This window comes from Alcaligenes phenolicus, assembly GCF_032063905.1.
Taxonomy (GTDB): Bacteria; Pseudomonadota; Gammaproteobacteria; order Burkholderiales; family Burkholderiaceae_B; genus Alcaligenes; species Alcaligenes phenolicus.
The window spans coordinates 45,159-62,111 of the sequence record NZ_DAMBOE010000010.1 but is presented as its reverse complement, the minus strand read 5'-3'; the positions used below and the strand labels follow the sequence as shown (position 1 = coordinate 62,111).

General features: G+C 55.9%; 15 protein-coding genes. 9 read left to right on the top strand and 6 right to left on the bottom strand.

Features of this window, described 5'->3' with window-relative positions; genetic code table 11:
- Nucleotides 1–205: 205 nt before the first annotated feature.
- On the top strand, nt 206–736 hold the full coding sequence (locus tag U2949_RS17625) for a peroxiredoxin family protein (RefSeq protein WP_009462106.1): 531 nt from the start codon (nt 206–208) through the stop codon (nt 734–736).
- 24 nt (nt 737–760) lie between these two features.
- Nucleotides 761–1,024: a DUF2024 family protein gene (locus U2949_RS17620; RefSeq protein ID WP_009462104.1), complete on the top strand. Its 264-nt coding sequence runs from the start codon at nt 761–763 to the stop codon at nt 1,022–1,024.
- 63 nt (nt 1,025–1,087) lie between these two features.
- On the opposite strand, the gene trxA is transcribed toward U2949_RS17620, so the two are convergent.
- Together trxA and U2949_RS17610 are read right to left on the bottom strand one after the other, a co-directional pair.
- Nucleotides 1,088–1,468 carry a thioredoxin gene (trxA, locus tag U2949_RS17615; protein WP_009462103.1) on the bottom strand — a complete coding sequence of 127 codons (381 nt, stop codon included), beginning with the start codon at nt 1,466–1,468 and terminating at the stop codon, nt 1,088–1,090.
- 120 nt (nt 1,469–1,588) lie between these two features.
- Nucleotides 1,589–2,881 carry an NCS2 family permease gene (locus U2949_RS17610; protein ID WP_021446536.1) on the bottom strand — a complete coding sequence of 431 codons (1,293 nt, stop codon included), beginning with the start codon at nt 2,879–2,881 and terminating at the stop codon, nt 1,589–1,591.
- Between the two features lie 188 nt (nt 2,882–3,069).
- Between U2949_RS17610 and tsaD the strand changes: the two genes are divergently transcribed.
- Nucleotides 3,070–4,128, top strand: a complete 1,059-nt coding sequence (gene tsaD / locus U2949_RS17605; RefSeq protein WP_321289110.1) for a tRNA (adenosine(37)-N6)-threonylcarbamoyltransferase complex transferase subunit TsaD — start codon at nt 3,070–3,072, stop codon at nt 4,126–4,128.
- A 3-nt stretch (nt 4,129–4,131) separates the two neighbouring features.
- On the opposite strand, the gene plsY is transcribed toward tsaD, so the two are convergent.
- The gene (gene plsY, locus U2949_RS17600; protein ID WP_321289108.1) at nt 4,132–4,773 is read right to left on the bottom strand and encodes a glycerol-3-phosphate 1-O-acyltransferase PlsY; all 642 of its coding nucleotides are present in this window, start codon (nt 4,771–4,773) and stop codon (nt 4,132–4,134) included.
- Between the two features lie 115 nt (nt 4,774–4,888).
- On the opposite strand from plsY, the gene surE reads away from it, so the two are divergent.
- From surE to rlmD, 4 genes are all read left to right on the top strand, one after another.
- Nucleotides 4,889–5,629, top strand: a complete 741-nt coding sequence (gene surE / locus U2949_RS17595) for a 5'/3'-nucleotidase SurE (RefSeq protein ID WP_226349772.1) — start codon at nt 4,889–4,891, stop codon at nt 5,627–5,629.
- Entirely contained in the window at nt 5,626–6,450 is an 825-nt protein-coding gene (locus tag U2949_RS17590) for a protein-L-isoaspartate(D-aspartate) O-methyltransferase (protein WP_009462090.1), read from the top strand. Before surE ends, U2949_RS17590 begins: the two co-directional genes overlap by 4 nt.
- 23 nt (nt 6,451–6,473) lie before the next feature.
- A complete protein-coding gene (locus U2949_RS17585) occupies nt 6,474–7,298 on the top strand; it encodes a peptidoglycan DD-metalloendopeptidase family protein (protein ID WP_009462088.1) in 825 nt (274 codons plus the stop codon).
- A 297-nt stretch (nt 7,299–7,595) separates the two neighbouring features.
- Nucleotides 7,596–8,906, top strand: a complete 1,311-nt coding sequence (gene rlmD, locus U2949_RS17580) for a 23S rRNA (uracil(1939)-C(5))-methyltransferase RlmD (protein WP_321289104.1) — start codon at nt 7,596–7,598, stop codon at nt 8,904–8,906.
- 321 nt (nt 8,907–9,227) lie between these two features.
- Here rlmD and U2949_RS17575 read toward each other — a convergent pair whose 3' ends face one another.
- Complete coding sequence (locus U2949_RS17575; protein ID WP_257722621.1) at nt 9,228–9,896, bottom strand: TetR/AcrR family transcriptional regulator; 669 nt, start codon at nt 9,894–9,896, stop codon at nt 9,228–9,230.
- A 218-nt stretch (nt 9,897–10,114) separates the two neighbouring features.
- Between U2949_RS17575 and U2949_RS17570 the strand changes: the two genes are divergently transcribed.
- Together U2949_RS17570 and U2949_RS17565 are read left to right on the top strand one after the other, a co-directional pair.
- Nucleotides 10,115–11,527 carry an NAD(P)/FAD-dependent oxidoreductase gene (locus U2949_RS17570; protein ID WP_321289101.1) on the top strand — a complete coding sequence of 471 codons (1,413 nt, stop codon included), beginning with the start codon at nt 10,115–10,117 and terminating at the stop codon, nt 11,525–11,527.
- A 154-nt stretch (nt 11,528–11,681) separates the two neighbouring features.
- Complete coding sequence (locus U2949_RS17565; RefSeq protein WP_321289099.1) at nt 11,682–14,132, top strand: penicillin G acylase; 2,451 nt, start codon at nt 11,682–11,684, stop codon at nt 14,130–14,132.
- 280 nt (nt 14,133–14,412) lie between these two features.
- Here the strand turns inward: U2949_RS17565 and U2949_RS17560 are convergent, their stop codons facing one another.
- Complete coding sequence (locus tag U2949_RS17560; protein ID WP_026483338.1) at nt 14,413–15,255, bottom strand: ROK family protein; 843 nt, start codon at nt 15,253–15,255, stop codon at nt 14,413–14,415.
- A gap of 166 nt (nt 15,256–15,421) precedes the next feature.
- A complete protein-coding gene (gene argH, locus U2949_RS17555) occupies nt 15,422–16,843 on the bottom strand; it encodes an argininosuccinate lyase (RefSeq protein ID WP_026483337.1) in 1,422 nt (473 codons plus the stop codon).
- Between the last annotated feature and the right edge of the window lie 110 nt (nt 16,844–16,953).

The window sequence follows — 16,953 nt, the reverse complement described above, 5'->3', positions numbered from 1 at the left end:
ATCCTCGGTTCTGCCCAAGGTCTGCAATGGACCTCTGGTCGCCATCGTCCTTGATGGAGTTTTCTGGACGAAAAGGTATCTTTTCCAGACGATTATCCCTCTGCACCGTCCAGGCAGTGGCCATACTACATACCTCTGATTCCTTCTAAGTCTGTATCCAGCCTGCGGGTATGATCGGGTTTAGTCAGCATTGTGGGTGTAAGCCATGTCCTACGAGATCCATGCCAGTCAGTGGCTCAATACGACCGCTCCATTAAGCTTGGCGTCCTTGCGTGGCCGCGTGGTGGTGGTCACGGCCTTTCAGATGCTTTGCCCTGGCTGTGTCATCAACAGCCTGCCGCAAGCCAAGAAGCTGGATACGCTGTTCTCGCGCGATGATCTACGCATCATTGGCCTGCATAGCGTGTTCGAGCATCACGACGTGATGGGCCCTGCGGCTTTGCAGGCGTTTGCCCACGAGTACCGCTTGAATTTCCCCATCGCTATTGATCAGCCCTCAGACAGCGGCCCCTTGCCGCGCACAATGAAGGAATGGGGCCTGGGCGGGACGCCATCCACCATTATTTTTGATCGTGATGGCAATCTGGCTCTGAAGGAATTGGGCCATCTGGACGATCTGCGTCTGGGTGCGTTTGTCGGCCAGCTGATTGCTCGCCGCCCGGCGCAAGCGGACAAGAAAGAGGGGGTGGCGGACAAGCAGGATTCTTCCTCTTGCGGGCCGACCTGTACCTACTAGGTTTTTTGCTGAAAAGGGTTTGTCATGAAGATTGCGGTGTTTGATACCTACGTTGTGCGTCCTGATGGGCGTCGTATGCACTTTGATATCTTGGTCAGCGACGATGCCAAGGATATGGACAAGGTCTTGAGTTATGGTCAGCGCTATCTGGCGGCCAAAGGGGTGAATGTGGAAAACTTCACCTCGCGCGAGTGCCGCTTTTGCCATACGGAAATGGCTTCTGCGCCGGTCGAAAATGAAATCAAACGCAGCGGCTTCGCGATTATCGAGCTGGAAAACTGCGACTAAATCGCATTCATGCAAAAAAAACGCCAGACGATTTGTCTGGCGTTTTTTCTGGGGCCGGGCAAATCAGGCCTGGTCAGGCTGCTGGTTTTGCTGGGCAGCAATTTCAGCATGGACTTTTTCCATGTCCACAGCCTGGACCTGTTCGATCAGATCGTCCAGCTGGGCAGCGGAAAGGGCACCGGCTTGCGAGAACAGCAAGACGTTTTCACGGAAGACCATCAGGGTAGGGATGGAGCGAATACGCAGGCCAGCGGCCAGTTCCTGCTCTTCTTCCGTGTTCACCTTGCCAAAGGTCACGCCGGGGTGCTTGGCCGCTGCTGCGTCAAAGACAGGGGCGAATTGGCGACATGGACCGCACCAAGGAGCCCAGAAGTCGATGATCAGGGGTTTGCCGTCTTCTACTGCAGCCTGGAATGTTTCTTCGTTCAGTTCGACGATGCTCATGGGGGAGCCTCCGCAATAAAAAAGCGGCTGATGGTGTTCAGCCGCTTCGTTAAACATGCAATCAGTGTACTCGTTTTCCAGGCAGCCCTAAAGCGCCAAACGAGTTTGCTAAAGGGTTTTTCATTCCGTAGCGATTGCGTACTTGATCACAAACAAGATGGCGACAATCAGTGTGGCCAGGTGGATACTGCGCCAGCGGCCGGTCGTCAGCTTCAGGATCACGTAGCTGATAAAACCAAAGGCCAGACCGTTGGCAATCGAGTAGGTGAAGGGCATGGTGAAGGCAGCCAGGGCAGCAGGCACGGCCTCGGTCATGTCGTCCCATTTCACCTCAGTAATTTCGCGCATCATCAAGCACGCCACATACAGCAAGGCGGGGGCGGTGGCGTAACCGGGAACGGTCGCGGCCAGTGGTGAGAAAAACAGGGCCAGCAGGAACAGGACACCAATGGTCAGCGCTGTCAGACCTGTACGGCCACCGGCTTGCACACCCGAGGCGCTTTCCACGTAGGCTGTGGTGCTGCTGGTACCCAACATGGAACCCGCCACAATGGCGGTGCTGTCAGCCAGAAGGGCGCGGCCCAGGCGATTGGGCTTGCCTTCTTCAATCAGGCGAGCGCGCTTGGCTACCCCGATCATGGTGCCCGTGGCGTCAAACACCTCAACCAGAACCAGAACCAGAATCACGTGAACAAAGCCGGTGTGCAGGGCACCCATGATGTCCAGCTGCATGAAGGTGGGCATCAGTGAGGGCGGGGTGGAGACGACACCACCAAATTCGCTGTGACCGGTCAGCATGGACAGAATGGTCACGGCCAGAATGCCGATCAGGATTGCACCGCGTACTTTCAGTGCGTCCAGGGCGGCAATAATGAAAAAGCCCAGAATCGCGTACAGTGCAGCAGGTTGGGTCAGATCACCCAGACCAATCTTGGTCGCGGGGTGGGCAACCACAATGCCCGAGTTCATCAGGGCGATCAGGCCCAGGAACATGCCGATACCGGCGGCAATGGCGCTTTGCAGGGATTTGGGAATGCCCCGAATCAGCCAGGACCGGATGCCGGTCACTGTCAGAATCAGGAAGATCACGCCGGAAATAAAGACCGCGCCCAGTGCCTGTTGCCAGGTATAGCCCAGGGTGGCGACCACGGTGAACGCAAAAAAGGCGTTCAGGCCCATGCCCGGCGCCATGCCGATAGGCCAGTTGGCCACAAAGGCCATGATGAACGTGCCCAGAGCAGCAGCCAGGCAGGTGGCTACAAAAATGGCATTGCGATCCATCCCTGTGGACGACAGGATGTCTGGATTCACAAAAATAATGTAGGACATGGTCAGGAAGGTAGTGATACCAGCCAGGACCTCGGTACGGACGTTGGTGCCATGCTCAGTGAGTTTGAAGAGACGTTCAAACATGGGCAGCCTCCTTGTGATTATTAGGCGATCGGAGCGTGAAATTATCGATGCGGGATTTTAACCACGAGTGTGCCACTGCGTCGCCCCCCTTTGTCGCGATGTATCGGCACAACCCAGACACTATCCGCTGATTGTCTTGAGGGGATAAATTCCTATTTTCCCCAATACAGCAGGCTAAAATAAGCGCCATGAATATTCTTGGATTTGAAAGTTCCTGCGATGAAACCGGCGTGGCGCTGGTCAGCACGGAACAGGGCCTGCTGGCCCATGCCTTGCACAGCCAGATCGCCATGCACCGTGAATATGGTGGGGTGGTGCCTGAACTGGCCTCTCGCGATCATATCCGCCGCGTCCTGCCTTTGACACGGCAGGTGTTGGCTTCTTGCCATATGCAGCTCGATCAGGTCGATGCCATTGCCTATACCGCCGGCCCCGGTCTGGCCGGTGCCTTGCTGGTGGGAGCCAGTGTGGCGCAGTCGATTGCCTGGTCGCTGAAAAAACCGACGATTGCTATCCATCACCTGGAAGGTCATTTGCTCTCGCCCTTATTGGCCGAGCCGCGTCCCGACTTTCCCTTTGTGGCCTTGCTGGTCTCGGGGGGCCATACTCAGCTGATGCGTGTAGATGGTGTGGGTCAGTATGAATTGCTGGGTGAAACGCTGGACGATGCAGCGGGCGAAGCCTTTGATAAAAGCGCCAAGCTGATGGGCCTGGGCTATCCCGGCGGCCCGGCCTTGTCGCGCCTGGCTGAACAGGGTGACCCCAGCGTGTACGAGCTGCCGCGTCCCATGATGCACAGCAAGGATCTGGATTTCAGCTTTAGTGGTTTGAAAACCGCCGTGCTGACGCGCTTGCGCAAGCTGGAAGCGGAAGAGGGCGGGATTACCGAACGGCAACGCGCTGATCTGGCTGCTGCGACCGAGGCCGCCATTGTGGACGTGCTGGCCGCCAAGGCGATCAAGGCCTTGAAGCAAACGGGCTTGAAACGTCTGGTGGTTGCCGGTGGTGTGGGTGCCAACCGCCACTTGCGGGCTTATTTACAGAAAGCCGTGGCGCGTTTGAAGGGCGAGGTGTTCTTTCCACCGCTGGAGTTCTGTACCGATAACGGAGCCATGATTGCTTTTGCGGCGGCCATGCGGGTCAAGCACGGTTTGGTGACGTTGGATGATAGCCAGCATGGCTTTGCCATCCGGCCTCGCTGGGATCTGGCTTGTGTGAACCAGCCTGTCTCCCAGCAAGAGCGCTAGTGCTTATTTTTTCTTGGAACCGATCTTGCTTTCTTTACCCGTCATCAGACGACGAATGTTTTCCTGGTGACGCCAGAGCAAGAAGGCACTGATCAGGACCAGGGCCGTGGCAATAGAGGCATTCATGGGCCAGACCACCTTGGCACCGAGCAGGTAAAACAAGGGGGCGAACACGGCACTGATGATGGCTGCCAGCGACGAGTAACGGCTGACATAAGCGATAATCAGCCAGGTAGCGGCGGTAGCCAGAGCCAGCCAGGGCAGCAGGGCCAGGATGACACCCAGCGCGGTTGCCACGCCTTTACCGCCTTTAAAGCCCAGAAAGACCGGGTACAAGTGACCCAAAAAGGCAAAAAAGGCGCTGACACCCAGTAAAGTCGGTGCCCAGCCCCAGTTGCCGATGGCCTGTTGGGTCAGAAAGACAGCCAGCCAGCCTTTGAAGGCATCGCCCAACAAGGTCAGGACAGCTGCTTTTTTATTGCCGCTACGTAGTACATTAGTGGCTCCCGGATTTTTCGAACCAAAGGTGCGAGGGTCTTGCAAGCCCATGATCTTGCTGACGATTACGGCAAACGGCAGGGATCCCAGCAAATAGGACAAGAGGGCGACAAGCGGGGCGGCCACAGCAAAAGAAACGGCGTTCATGAGGATTGAGCTCCACAATTATTGTTGCGCGGATTCTACCGGCCTTGCAGCAAAATACCAAAGGCAGCGGGTACAATTTGCTGCCCCTGTTAGATTTTTAACGGAAAAGTAAAGCATGCGTATTCTGGTCTCCAACGATGATGGCTATACAGCAGCCGGTATCGAGGCTTTGTATGAAGCCTTGCAAGGACTGGGTGAGCTGACTGTCATTGCACCCGAGACCAATTGCAGCGGTGCCAGCAATTCCCTGACCTTGAATCGTCCCCTGTCGCTGCGCCAGGCCAGCAATGGTTTTTATTTTGTTAATGGTACACCGTCCGATTGTGTGCACGTGGCCCTGACAGGCCTGCTGGATTTCCGTCCCGATCTGATTGTGTCCGGCATTAATAACGGCGCCAATATGGGCGACGACACCTTGTATTCGGGCACGGTGGCGGCCGCGATGGAAGGCCATTTGTTCGGTATTCCCGCGATTGCGTTTTCCCTGATCGAACGCGGCTGGAAGAACCTGGACAGCGCAGCGCGCGTGGCACGAGATCTGGTACAGCGCTGTCAGAAGAAGCCGTTGGCGGCCAATACCTTGCTGAACGTGAATATTCCGTGTTTGCCCTACGAAGCCTTGAAGGGCACGCAAGTCACCCGCCTGGGCAAGCGTCATCCTTCGGAGCCGGTTGTAAAAAGCCAGACGCCTTATGGCGAGCCCGTGTACTGGATTGGCCGTGTTGGTGGTGTGTCCGATAGCGAGAAGGGCACAGATTTCGGTGCCGTCGAACAAGGTGCAGTATCCATTACTCCCTTGCGCGCGGACCTGACTCACCACGAGCAACTGGCCGGATTGCGGGACTGGATGCAATGACAAGTAAACCAGGCAAGCGCTATCCTTTTGCAGACGGCACTCGGAACCGGTTTGGCAAGTCCAGCCTGGGCAGTGGCCTGTCTGCCAGCAACAGCAATACCCGTATTGTGCAACGGGGCCAGTTACAACCGACACCGTCGGCCATTTTGTCACCGCAAGTGTCAACAAGTGTCAACCTGGGTTTGAACTCGGAACGCTCGCGTGGCATGATGATCGAGCGCTTGCGCCGACAGGGAATTACCGACGAACGAGTGCTGGCGGCCATGCAGGCAGTACCGCGCCATCAGTTTGTTGATCAGGGTTTGGCCAGTCGGGCCTATGAAGATGATGCCTTGCCTATAGGCTTTGCGCAGACCATCTCCCAGCCTTGGGTTGTAGCCCATATGATCAGCCTGGTGTGTGACCAGAAAATACCGACCAAGGTGCTGGAAGTGGGGGCCGGATGTGGTTATCAGGCTGCTGTTTTGGCACAATTGGTCAAAGAAGTGTATGCGGTAGAACGTATCAAAGGCTTGTGTGATATGGCCCGCGATCACATGCGCCAATTAGGGCTGTCGCAACGGGCTCGAATAATGTTTGGTGACGGAATGCAAGGTTACCCTGCCGCGGCACCATATGATGCTATTGTTGTGGCGGCAGCCGGTCCGGTCATTCCCAGAACCTTATTGGAACAATTAACATTGGGGGGGAGACTGATCGCCCCTGAAGGTACGACACAACAGCGCCTGGTTTTGGTGGAACGCACCGGACAGGCCACTTGGCGTCGTGAAGAACTTGATGCGGTTCGCTTCGTGCCGATGCGAGCCGGAACCCAGATTTAGTCAGATATTCTCAGGAGATTTATATGCAGCATGCAGTCAGGTTACCGTTAACCGCTGCTTCCACCGGTACACAGTGGTTCTTGACGCCCCGTCAGTGCCTGGTGGCGGCTGTGGTCACCAGTACCCTGCTGGCTGGTTGTGCAAGCCGTAATGAGCGTGCCCCAGTCACTGACCTGAGTTCCTCTTCGGCGGCAGGCAGCGTCAGCAGTGCCTCGGGTACCTATGTGGTACGCCCCGGCGATACGCTCTACAAGATTGCACAAGCGCACGGCATGGACGTGAACTCGCTGATCCAGTTGAACCAGATTACGGATCCTTCCATGTTGCGCGTGGGTCAAACCTTGCGTCTGGACGGCAATACCTCGATGGCGGCAGTGACGACTCGCCCAGCCGGTAGCGGTAGCACACAGACCTCGCCAGTCAGCCCGGCCACCCCGGTCAAGACTGAAACGCCCGTGTCTGCGCCTCGCGCCAGCGACGCGGCTCTGATCGCCTGGGGCTGGCCTGCCAGTGGCAAGATCATCCAGGGTTTCAATGCCTCGACCAAGGGTATTGATATCGAAGGCAAGGTGGGTGACCCCGTGGTTGCCGCAGCGGATGGCAAGATCATGTACGCCGGTAACGGTGTGCGCGGTTTAGGCTCCATGGTTCTGGTCGGTCATAGCAATGGCTTTATTACTGCTTACGCCCATAACAGTGTCTTGCACGTTAAAACGGGTCAGCAGGTGAAGAAAGGGCAGCGTATTGCCGATCTGGGTCAATCTGACACCACCTCGCCACGACTGCACTTCGAGATTCGGCGCTCCGGTACGCCGGTCAACCCGATCTCGTACCTGCCTACGCGATAAGCTGGGTATCTGGACTGAAAAAAGCGGCTTCTGGCCGCTTTTTTTGTGCCTTGTCGCTGGCCGCTCGGAGAGGAATGACTCGTTTAATTAAAATCCACCTCCATGCTTGAAGGCCATGCCTCTTGTTCAGCCCGGGTACAACAGATTTCATCGTGTCGCCGAGCCGCTATGGCCGCGTTCTGCTTGTTTTTACCCGTTGTGCCGAATGCTCATTGTAAAATCAGCGATTCGCCATCGTTTGCAGCAATGCAACTGCGCCATTCTGCTTGGCAGGACGCTTATTTAGGTTTTTATCGAATGTCTGACGTATTGTTAATTGAATCGCTGGATCTGGAAGGACGCGGCGTCGCCCACAAAGAGGGCAAAGTGGTGTTTGTGGAAGGTGCCTTGCCCGGCGAGGAAGTGCTGGCCGAGACGGTGCGCTCCAAGGACTCTTACGATAAAGCCCGCATGACGGCCTTGTTGAAAGTCTCGTCGCAGCGTGCTGAACCTCCCTGTCCCAACTTTGGTGTCTGTGGTGGCTGTGCCATGCAGCATCTGGAGCCCTCGGCCCAGGTTGCGGTCAAGCAGCGCGTGCTGGAAGATTCCCTGGGTCATATTGGCAAGGTAAAGCCAGGTCGCGTGCTGTCACCCTTGCACGGCCCTTACTGGGGTTACCGTTACCGCGCCCGGTTCTCCATGCGCTACGTGCCCAAAAAGGGTGGGGTGCTGGTCGGCTTTCGTGAAAAGAATGGTCGCTATGTGGTGGACATGACGGAATGTCGTGTGTTGCCCGCCAAAGTTTCTGCCTTGCTGGAGCCCTTGCGTTCTTGTTTGGCAGGCCTGTCCCGCCCGGATCGCTTGCCGCAGATCGAGCTGGCCATGGGCGACAAGATCACCACCTTGACCTTGCGCCATATGGAGCCGCTGACCAGCGAGGATATCCAGCGTTTGCAGAGCTTCGGTCAGGAGCACGACATTAGCTGGTGGCTGCAGCCCAAGGGCCCGGAAACGGCGCATCCTTTGCTGCGTGAAGATGCGGACAAGCTGGCCTACGCACTGCCCGAATTTGATTTGCGTATGCCGTATCGTCCTACGGACTTTACGCAGGTGAACCACGACATTAACCGCAGCCTGATCTCGCGTGCCTTGACCCTGCTGGACGTCAAGCCCGAGCATCGTGTGGCGGACTTGTTCTGTGGTCTGGGTAACTTCAGCCTGCCGCTGGCACGCCGTGCCGCCGAGGTGGTTGGCATTGAAGGCAGCAGCACTTTGACAGAACGTGCCGGTGAAGCGGCCTTGGCCCACAATTTGCAGGACAAGGCGAAATTTACAACGCTGAATCTGTTTGAGGTGGACGTGCAATGGCTGCGTGACCTGGGCCATTTTGATCGCATGTTGATTGACCCGCCGCGTGATGGTGCCTTTGCGGTCGCCACTGCTTTGGCGCAGCTGGAAAAGCACGAACGCCCCGAGCGTCTGGTTTATGTGTCCTGTAGCCCTGGCACCTTGGCTCGTGACGCCGGTGTACTGGTTCACCAAGGTGGTTACACGCTGGAATCGGCGGGTGTGGTGAATATGTTCCCGCACACGGCACACGTGGAATCGATTGCAGTCTTTACCCGCTAAGTACACCTAAGAAGGCTTGATATGAAATGCCCTGCGAATTGGACAAAGTTCCAATTTGTGGGGCGTTTTGTTTTTCTTGGAGGGCTTTGTCGGCTCGTTCGTCCAAGGTGCTGTTGCCTTCAACACCGACCATTTCGGTGGTGTCACGTTTTAAAGGCTGGCTGAAGGATCAGTCCCGTTCAGGTGTTTTTCTCGAAATGTGGGCATGAGCCAGCCCGTGTCCTTGCCAAGGTGGCCGGCAGCTACATGCTTTTCATCACCACGTTTGAAGGCTAGGCTGGCTGATCGGTTTTGTGTGTTTGATTCGGTCCGTTGCTGGTTTTACTGCTTGGTGGCAGGTGTCGCCGCTTTACCAGCATGGGCAATCAAGCCATCGTGTATCAGCTCCATCATCATCTTGAATACCTGCTCGGATTGCAGATGCACAAAGCGCGGCAGAATCTGGCGCAGCATAGGCACATCCTCGGCGGGCCATTGTTCCAGTTCGTTTAGCTCTTCTTCAGTCACCGGGCGGATAAGTCCACCCAGCTCGCCCTGAATCAATCCATATAAAGCGGCATACCAGCCCACACAGGCGGCGGGGATTTCGGCATCGCTCAAACCGCCATCGCGCAAGGCCCTGTATACCTGCTCAAGAACCAGATAGTCGGCCTTGCCGGTATTCAGAAAACGCTGCATTTGCTGAAAAGTCTGTGGGTGGCCCAAGGCCAGCTCACGATACTGTCGGGCCAATTCATACAAACGCTCTGTCCACGACAGACCCGTATCCACGGCCTGAATGCGGCCCGTCAAATAATCTGCCATCGCACGCAGCAAGCCGTCCTTGGACTTGAAGTGATAGAGCACGGCCATGGGATCGCAACCGACTCGCTCTCCCAGCTTGCGTAAAGAAAAGCCGCTGTCTCCGGCTTCCTCCATCAAGGTGACGGCGGCGATGACCAGCTCGTCCTTATTCAGTTTGCGTGTGCGCGTGGCGGGTGCTTGGGCCAATAGAGTTCCTTTGATAGGGAAAGGGCAGATTTGCCAAGTTTAACTCTACAGAGTAGAATAAATTAATTCTACAGCGTAGAAGAAGATCGTTCCACCCCGTTTTTACAACGGGGTGTTGATAACGAGACAGAACGGAACGCCGCGTTGACGGGGCGTCACCGGAGCATTCCGCTCTGTGATCCAGGCGGCCAAAAGGCCGTAACAGACACAGGACATTTATGCTTATTTCTAAACCGACTCTTTTAAATGATGTTTCCAATGCAGAGAGCCTGCTGGTCAGTAACCCCCGATTGTGGAACTGGCGACAAGGCCATCTGAACGAAGCCGTCGCGCCCGCGACGTATTACGAAGCATCGCTTGCCCCCTGGAACCGCTTTGAGCCCCTGCAAGCCGACACGCAATGTGATGTGCTGGTAGTGGGTGGTGGCTTGCTGGGGGCCTCTACCGCCTTGCACCTGGCCCGCTCCGGCCTGGACGTGGTGCTGGTAGAAAAAGACAGTATTGGCTCCGCCGCTTCAGGTCGAAACGGTGGTCAGCTGACTCCCGGCCTGGCCCGTTGGGAAGCCGCGGATATGATTGCCCATCTGCCTTTGGATGAGGCTCGTCGTTTATGGCGCTTCGCGTCGCATGAAGCCATGGATCTGCTCGATCAGATTGCTCAGGATTACGAGCTGGATTTTGATCGTCGCCGTGGTCATTTAACGGCTGCTGTTCACGCAGGTCATATGGGTGCATTGGTAGAGGGGGCGGATGCTCGCCGCTATCTGGGTGATACCAGCGTGGAAGTTGTGGGTAGCTACGAACTGGAGCAGGAAATCCGCTCGCCCTTGTATCACGGTGCCGTGGTGGATACCTTGGGTGGTCAACTACATCCCCTGGCGCTACTGCGCGGACTGGTTTACGGCCTGGTTCAGCACGGCGGTCGAGTTTACGAAGGCAGCCCGGTCGAGGAAATCGAGCAGACGGAAAAGGGCGCTTTGGCTATCACCCCCGGTGGCACGATTCTGGCCCGTCAGGCCTTGGTGCTGGCCGTGCATGATACGACTTCGCAGTTCTTGCCGACGCAATCCAATACCACTGTCCCGTTCTATACCTATGTGGGTGTGACTGAACCTTTGGAGTGTCCAGTCAGCGAGTTGCTGCCAACAGACCGTGCGGTGTATGACACGCAATTCCAGATCGACTATTACCGCGCCGTGCGTCAAAACCGCTTGCTGTTTGGCGGGCAGGGCACCGGCACCAGTTGGTCCCCCGAACGTATCAATGACTACCTGCTGGATCGTATCCAGACGGTTTTCCCACAGCTGGAGCAGGTGCAACTGGACTTTTCCTGGAGCGGGATCAGTGACTTTACTCTGAACGGGGCAACTGACTCGCGTAAAACCGAGGATGCGGTACCCGTGTACATGGTGCATGGCTGGAGTGGTCACGGCGTGGCGCAAACCGTGCGTATTGGTAAAGCCATTAGTGACGACGTCATGGGTCGCAACGAGGACTTTGCCATGCTGACGGATATTACCCACCGCAGCATTCCTCTGGGCCATCAGTTATCCGGCCTGGCGATCCCTGTGGTCAAGGCTGCCATTGGCATGATGAGTGCAGTGAATCCCGGTCGTCTGGTGTCCTTTTAAATACGTTTTCAAGCCCCTATTTAGCAGCGCTGACTAGGGCAAGCCCTTACTTGTTTTCGATCCTGATTGTTTTACATTGTGATTTCCTATTTGTATTGGCTTCAATATTTTAGGTTCATAAGAATTTTCAGTATCATAAAAACAAGGGACAGATATGCAGAAAGGGCTTGTTCGTACCGGGGTTGCGGCCGCTGGTTTGATCTTGGGTTTGGCGGGGGCACCAGCCCACGCGCAGGTGCAGTCGGTAGAGGTGATGCGTGACAGCTATGGTGTGCCGCACGTCTTTGCCGACAGCCACTATGGCTTGTATTACGGCTATGGTTATGCGGTCGCCCAAGACCGTCTGTTCCAGATGGATATGGCGCGCCGCTCCTTTGTAGGCACAACAGCCGCCGTTCTGGGTCCTGGCGAGCAGGATGTCTACGTCAAGTACGACATGCAGGTGCGTCAGAACTTCACCCCGGCTTCCATTCAGCGGCAGATAGCAGCCTTGTCCAAGGATGAGCGCGATATTTTCCGTGGCTATGCCGATGGCTATAACGCCTATCTGGAGCAGGTGCGCCGTCGTCCTGAACTGCTGCCTAAAGAATATGTGGATTTTGATTTCCAGCCCGAGCCACTGACGGACTTTGATGTAGTCATGATCTGGGTGGGCTCCATGGCCAATCGCTTTTCCGACACGAATCTGGAAGTGACGGCACTGGCCATGCGTCAGTCTCTGGAAAAACAGCACGGCCCGGAACGTGGCCGTGCCTTGTTTGATGAACTGCTGTGGGTTAATGACACAACAGCGCCCACCACCGCTCCGGCACCCGCCGCCGAGTCCAAACCAAAGGCGCAAGCAGAGGCACAGAATTTGGCCCATGTTTCTTCACAAGTTCTGGCTGCTGAGCTGGAGCGTCAGGACAAGCACTGGGGTGGCCGTGGCCCGGACTTTGCACCCAAAGCCAGCAATCTGTGGAGTACCCGCCCCGAGCGTGTTCAGGATGGCTCTACGGTTCTGATCAACGGCCCGCAGTTTGGCTGGTACAACCCGGCTTATACCTACGGTATTGGTCTGCACGGCGCGGGTTTTGATGTGGTGGGCAATACGCCTTTTGCTTATCCGATTGTTCTGTTCGGTACCAATAGCGAGATTGCCTGGGGGGCGACTGCTGGTCCCCAGGACGTGGTGGATATGTACCAGGAGAAACTGAACCCGGCGCGCGCCGATCAGTACTGGTTCAACAATGCCTGGCGCACGATGGAGCAGCGCAAGGAGCGTATCCAGGTACGCGGTCAGGCTGATCGTGAAATGACGGTCTGGCGCACTGTACACGGCCCCGTGATGCAGTTTGATTACGAACAGGGCACGGCTTACAGCAAGAAACGCAGCTGGGATGGTTATGAGGTGCAGTCCTTGCTGGCTTGGCTGAATGTAGCCAAGGCGCGCAACTGGACGGAGTTTCTGGATCAGGCCAGCAAGATGGCGATTTCGATCAATTGGTACTACGCCGACAAGCACGGCAATATCGGCTACGTATCGCCTGCTTTTCTGCCCCAACGTCCTGCCGATCAGGACATCCGCGTGCCAGCCAAAGGGGACGGCAGCATGGAGTGGCAGGGCATCAAGAGTTTTGACGCGATTCCTAAAGCTTACAATCCGCCGCAAGGCTATCTGGTCAACTGGAACAACAAGCCTGCGCCGGATAAGACCAATACGGATACTTACTACTGGACCTATGGTGACCGCATGAACGAGTTGACCAGCCAGTATCAGGACAAGGACGTCCATAGCGTGCAGGAGATCTGGGAGTTCAATAAAAAGGCGTCTTATAGCGATGTGAACTGGCGCTATTTCCGGCCGCATCTGGAAAAGCTGGCGCAAAGTCTGCCTGCCAATGATGCTGGTCAGGCGGCGTTGATGACCTTGCTGGCCTGGGACGGCATGGAACATGATCAAGCTGGAGAAAATGCCGGACCGGCACGGGTGCTATTCAAAACCTGGCTGGAAGAAATGTACAAGCTTGTTCTGATTCCGGTGGTACCTGAATCGCATCGCGCCATGTACAGCCAGACTGGTTTTGCCACGCAGCAAGGTCCTAACCCTGGTTCGATCAACTTGAGCATGGGCACCAAGGTTCTGTTGCGTGCTTTGGCGTTGGAAGCCAACCCTGATCCCAAGCGTGTGAATGTCTTTGGTGAGCGTTCGTCTCAGGAAATCATGCACACAGCTTTGCAAAATGCGCAGGCCCGCTTGAGCCAGGAGCAGGGTGCCAAGATGGAGAGCTGGACCATGCCGACCTCGGTGCATCGCTTCAGCGACAAGAACTTCACGGGCACTCCGCAGACGACGTCGGGCAATACCTTTGCCTTTACCGGCTATCAGAACCGTGGCACGGAGAACAACCGTGTGGTGTTTGATGCCAAGGGCGTGGAGTTCTGCGATGCCATGCCGCCCGGCCAAAGCGGTTTCACCGACCGTAATGGTGTGCGCAGCCCGCATTACGAGGATCAACTGAAGTTGTACGAGAACTTCGAGTGCAAGACCATGGATGTGACGCACTCGGATATTCGTCGTAACGCACAAAGCAGCACAATGCTGTTGATTCAGCCTCAGCCTTAAAGTTGGGTGCGGCACCTGCTCTTTGGGGCGGTGCCGCTTCTTTGATCGTTGCTGGAGGGTTTAGCTGGCCAGGAGATGTAGCCTGAAGTTGTAAATTAGTAAAAATAGCCTGTCAGTATCAGGAGCGAAGCTGAGTATGAAGTCTAAGCTGCAAATCCGGGCAGGATCGGAAGTGGGTTGAAGCGATATAAATTTATTGACTCAGGTTGATCTGACAGACGCTGGCAGATCTATTAGGCAGAAAACGACCTAGAGCGGAAATAGGTGGCGAGCCACGAACTCAGCGAGGAGCTGTCAGCGCAATTTGAGCGGCGCCCATCGCGACGAGATCCTCCAATTCGTGAACTGTCCGTATCTCGCACTCTTTTAGCATGCTTGGGATCGCCGAGGCTTCGATTTGGGTTTGCGCCTCTGCCCAATACCTAACAAGCTTGAGGGTGCCCCCGCCGACTGAAAGACGATGTGGGTTCAATAGATTGATGATTCCCCCAAGTGCACGTCCAAGAGCGCGTCCTCCTTCCGCAATCACTTCTAATGCCGCCGGATGACCCTGTTGGCTTAACAGTGCCAACTGGTTTGCGTCAACGTTAAGTCTATTGGCCATGTGGCGTCCGCCAGCGATGTCGTCGAGCCTTTTCCACTGTGAGCCAGATGCCTGCACTGGCCAATATCCAAGTTCGCCAGCCCACCCCCTTGCACCGCGGAATACTTTGCCGTCGAGCATAAGACCACAACCAATGGCAGTACCCACCATAACGGTGACGGCTGTCTTGTCACTAGCCAAGTCAATTACAGTAGCGTGTAGTGCTGCATTCGCATCGTTTACCAAAGAAACCTGGTCGACTTTTTGGCAAAGCAGAGTATTTGCTCTCCACCCAGCAAGTTTCGGCAAGACATCACAGGCAACCACAGTATCGTTTTCGACGACGCCAGGTACAGCGATACCGATCACAACGCCTGGTTCGACGTATTGCCCAATAAAATCCTTCAAGATATCCCTTAGATTAGCAGCACCGAAATCGGGTCCGGTTTCGAACCGCAGGACGTGATCTCGATACCTCAGTAGTAGCTTTGTCCCACCAAGGTCAACTCCTACGGCGGACTGGAAGACCTGATTCATCATGTTTTACCTCAGTAGAGTTGTGTCCGCTTTTGGCCGAAAGCAGCAGTTCCAGTCCCAACCCTAACGCAACTGACAAAACACGTCAGCCCAAATCTGAGTCAACACCTATAAAAAAAGCCGCTCCTGGAACAGGAGCGGCTTTTTCTGCTTTCAGCCGAAGCTCTTATTAGCCTGGAATACGATCCAGAATGCGCTGTGCTTCAATTCGCACCCGCTCAGGTGCGGTGCCACCGATGTGTTTGCGCGAAGCGACCGAGCCTTCCAGCGTCAGCACACCAAAAATATCCGACTCGATACGGCTATCAAATTTTTGCAGCTGTTCCAGGTTCAGATCAGCCAGGTCGCAACCCAACTGTTCACATTCACGCACGGCCAAAGCCACAGTTTCGTGGGCATCACGGAAAGGCAGGCCTTTCTTGACCAGGTAATCAGCCAGATCGGTAGCGGTCGCAAAACCTTGCAGCGCAGCAGCTCGCATGGCTTCTGGCTTGACCTTGATGCCCGAGATCAGGTCGACAAAAATGGTCAGGGTGTCGCGAATGGTATCAGCCGAATCGAACAGGCCTTCCTTGTCTTCTTGGTTGTCCTTGTTGTAGGCCAGCGGTTGGCCTTTCATCAAGGTCAGCAAGGCAATCAGGTGACCATTGACGCGACCGGTCTTGCCACGGGCCAGTTCGGGAACGTCGGGATTTTTCTTTTGCGGCATGATGGAGCTACCGGTGCAAAAGCGGTCAGCCAGATCAATAAAGCCAACGCGTGGGCTCATCCACAGCACCAGCTCCTCGGAGAAGCGGGAGATGTGCGTCATGATCAGGGCAGCAGCGGCGCAGAATTCGATGGCGAAGTCGCGATCCGACACAGCGTCCAGCGAGTTGCGGCACACATCGTCAAAATCCAGCAGCTTGGCAACCATTTCGCGGTCGATTGGGTAGCTGGTACCGGCCAGAGCGGCAGCGCCCAATGGCAGGCGGTTCACGCGTTTACGACAGTCTTGCAGACGCTCAGCATCGCGCTGGAACATTTCGGCATAGGCCAGCAAATGGTGGCCAAAAGTAACGGGCTGTGCCACTTGCAGGTGGGTGAAACCGGGCAAAATAGTGTCTGCCTGAGCCAGTGCCAATTCAGCCAGCTTGCGCTGCATCTGGGCCAGCAGGTCCAGGGCAATGTCGATTTCATTGCGCAGCCACAGGCGGATATCGGTGGCGACCTGGTCATTGCGTGAACGGCCAGTGTGCAGGCGCTTGCCCGCATCGCCAATCAGCTCGACCAGACGTTTTTCAATGTTCAGGTGCACGTCTTCCAGATCCAGCAACCACTGGAACTGGCCTTGGGCGATTTCGTCCAGAATCTGGCTCATGCCGCGTTCAATGTCGGCCTTGTCCTGCTCGGTGATCACACCGACGGCAGCCAGCATGCTGGCGTGGGCCAGAGAACCCTGAATATCAAAGCGGGCCATGCGCTTGTCAAAGTCCACCGACGCTGTGTAGCGTTTGACGAGGTCAGAGACGGGCTCGGAAAAGCGAGCTGACCAGGCCATGGCCTTATTGGCGAACTGGTCTTGGGAAGAGGAGGGGGTGTTTGATGACATAGAGGGCAATTATAGTGGATCGGACGGGCTGACGCAGGTCATCCAGTCCCGCAGGAAACAGACGCTGTGCAGTATATTAGATAGTTTTCAGACTCTAGGAAACCATGCGG